The sequence below is a fragment of the Nocardioides sp. genome, from assembly GCF_024509035.1.
GTDB lineage: Bacteria > Actinomycetota > Actinomycetes > Propionibacteriales > Nocardioidaceae > Nocardioides.
In genome coordinates, this window is record NZ_JANINT010000001.1 from 1 (window position 1) to 2,575 (window position 2,575).

Annotated in this window: 2 protein-coding genes and 2 pseudogenes; all 4 read right to left on the reverse strand. The window is 68.0% G+C overall.

Annotation, left to right across the window (positions count from 1 at the left end; translation table 11 throughout):
- Positions 1-903: pseudogene (locus Q0L15_RS00005) on the reverse strand (F0F1 ATP synthase subunit beta); the annotation flags it as partial.
- Positions 904-907: 4 nt separating this feature from the next.
- Positions 908-1,819, reverse strand: a complete 912-nt coding sequence (locus Q0L15_RS00010) for a F0F1 ATP synthase subunit gamma (protein ID WP_296601319.1) — start codon at positions 1,817-1,819, stop codon at positions 908-910.
- Between the two features lie 8 nt (positions 1,820-1,827).
- Complete coding sequence (locus tag Q0L15_RS00015; protein ID WP_366939515.1) at positions 1,828-2,325, reverse strand: hypothetical protein; 498 nt, start codon at positions 2,323-2,325, stop codon at positions 1,828-1,830.
- 78 nt (positions 2,326-2,403) lie between these two features.
- A pseudogene (locus tag Q0L15_RS24940) lies at positions 2,404-2,575 on the reverse strand (F0F1 ATP synthase subunit alpha); the annotation flags it as partial.

Sequence of the window (2,575 nt, forward strand, 5' to 3'; positions counted from 1 at the left end):
CTCCTGCAGCGTGCCCATCTCGTCGGCCAGGTTGGGCTGGTAGCCCACGGCGGAGGGCATGCGACCCAGCAGGGTCGACACCTCCGAGCCGGCCTGGGTGAACCGGAAGATGTTGTCGATGAACAGCAGCACGTCCTGGCCCTGCACGTCGCGGAAGTACTCCGCCATCGTCAGCGCGGACAGCGCGACCCGCAGGCGGGTGCCCGGCGGCTCGTCCATCTGACCGAACACGAGGGCGGTCTGGCCGATGACGCCGGCCTCCTCCATCTCGACGATCAGGTCGTTGCCCTCGCGGGTGCGCTCACCCACGCCGGCGAACACCGACACACCACCGTGGTCCTTGGCGACACGCGCGATCATCTCCTGGATCAGCACGGTCTTGCCGACGCCCGCACCGCCGAACAGGCCGATCTTGCCGCCCTGGACGTACGGCGTGAGCAGGTCGATGACCTTGATGCCGGTCTCGAACATCTGGGTCTTGGACTCCAGCTGGTCGAAGGCGGGCGCCTTGCGGTGGATGCCCCAGCGCTCGGTGGGCTCGAAGGTCTCGCCCTCCTCGAGGTTGAGCACCTCGCCGAGGGTGTTGAACACCTTGCCGAGGGTCGCGTCGCCGACCGGCACCGTGATCGGGCCGCCGGTGTCGGTGACCTGCGCGCCACGGACGAGGCCGTCGGTCGGCTGCAGCGAGATCGCGCGGACCATGCCGTCGCCGATGTGCTGGGCGACCTCGAGCGAGAGGATCTTCGTCTCGCCGCTGAGGGTCAGCTCGCACTCGAGCTTGTTGTAGATGTCGGGCATCGAGTCCACCGGGAACTCGACGTCGACGACCGGGCCAATGACCCGGGCGATGCGACCGACGCCAGCGGAGCCGGTCTCCTGGGTCTCTTCGATCGTTGCAGTCATGTCTTCACTCACTCCCGGCTTGTGCGTCGGCGAGCGCGTTGACGCCACCGACGATCTCGCTGATTTCCTGGGTAATGCCGGCCTGACGGGCCTGGTTGGCGATACGTGTGTACTTCTTGATCAGCTCGTCGGCGTTGTCGGTCGCCGACTTCATGGCCTTCTGGCGGGCGGCGAGCTCGGAGGCCGCGGCCTGCAGGAAGGCGAAGAAGATCCGGCTCTGGACGTACTGCGGCAGCAGGTTGTCCAGCACCGCCTCGGCCGACGGCTCGAACTCGTAGAGCGGTAGCACGTCGTCGCTCGCGGGACGCTCCTCGCCCTCGACGACCTCGAGGGGCAGCAGGCGCACCGCCGTGGGCTCCTGGGTGAGCATCGAGCGGAATCGCGTGTAGACGACGTGGACCTCGTCGACCGCGTGCTCCCCGTCCTCGTCGAGGAACGCGTCGATCAGCGTGCTGCCGACCTCCAGCGCCGCATCGTAGGACGGCTGGTCGGAGAACCCGGTCCACGCCCGCACCACCGGACGGCCGCGGAAGCGGTAGTACGCCTCACCCTTGCGACCGCACAGGTAGACGTCGATCTCCTTCCCCTCACCGCGCAGCTTCTCGGCGAGGCGCTCGGCCTCCTTGAGCACGCTCGAGGAGTAGGCACCGGCCAGACCCCGGTCGCTGGTCACGATGAGCATCGCGACCCGCTGGGGGTTCTCCGGCTCGCGGGTCAGCGGGTGGTCGACGTTGGAGTACGTCGCCACCGCGGACACGGCACGGGTGAGCTCGCGGGCGTACGGGGCGGCCGACTGGGCCCGCTGCTGCGCCTTGATGATGCGGGACGCAGCGATGAGCTCCATGGCACGCGTGATCTTCTTCATCGACTCCGTCGACTTGATCCGCGCGCGGTACTCGCGCAGCGATACAGCCATGAGCTACCTCAGCCCCGCTTCTGCTTGACGATCTGCTCCTGCTCGACGTCCTCGTCGGCCAGCGGCTCGGCGTCCGGCTCGTGGCCGACCTTGATCGAGTTGCCCTCGGAGGTCTCGAACTGGTCGAGGAAGGAGTTGTAGGCGTCCTCCAGCGAGGAGGCGGTGTCGTCCTCGAACTTCTGCGTCTCCCGGATCGCCGCGAGGATGCCGTCGTGCGAGCGGCGCAGGAAGTCGAGGAACTCACGCTCGAAGCGCAGCACGTCCTCGGTGGGGACCCGGTCGAGCTTGCCGCTGGTGCCCAGCCACAGCGAGACCGTCATCTCCTCGAGCGGGTACGGCGAGTAGGCCGGCTGCTTGAGCAGCGCCATCAGCCGCTGGCCACGGTCGAGCTGCTGGCGCGAGGCCGCGTCGAGGTCGGAGGCGAACATCGCGAACGCCTCCATCGCGCGGAACTGCGCCAGGTCGACCTTGAGCGAGCCGGTGACCGCCTTCATCGCCTTGGTCATCGCCGAGCCACCCACGCGCGACACCGACACACCGACGTCGATCGCGGGGCGCTGGTTGGCGGCGAACAGGTCGGACTGGAGGAAGATCTGGCCGTCGGTGATCGAGATGACGTTGGTCGGGATGTACGCCGACACGTCGTTGGCCTTGGTCTCGATGATCGGCAGGCCGGTCATCGAGCCCGCGCCCAGGTCGTCGGAGAGCTTGGCGCAGCGCTCGAGGAGCCGGCTGTGCAGGTAGAAGACGTCACCC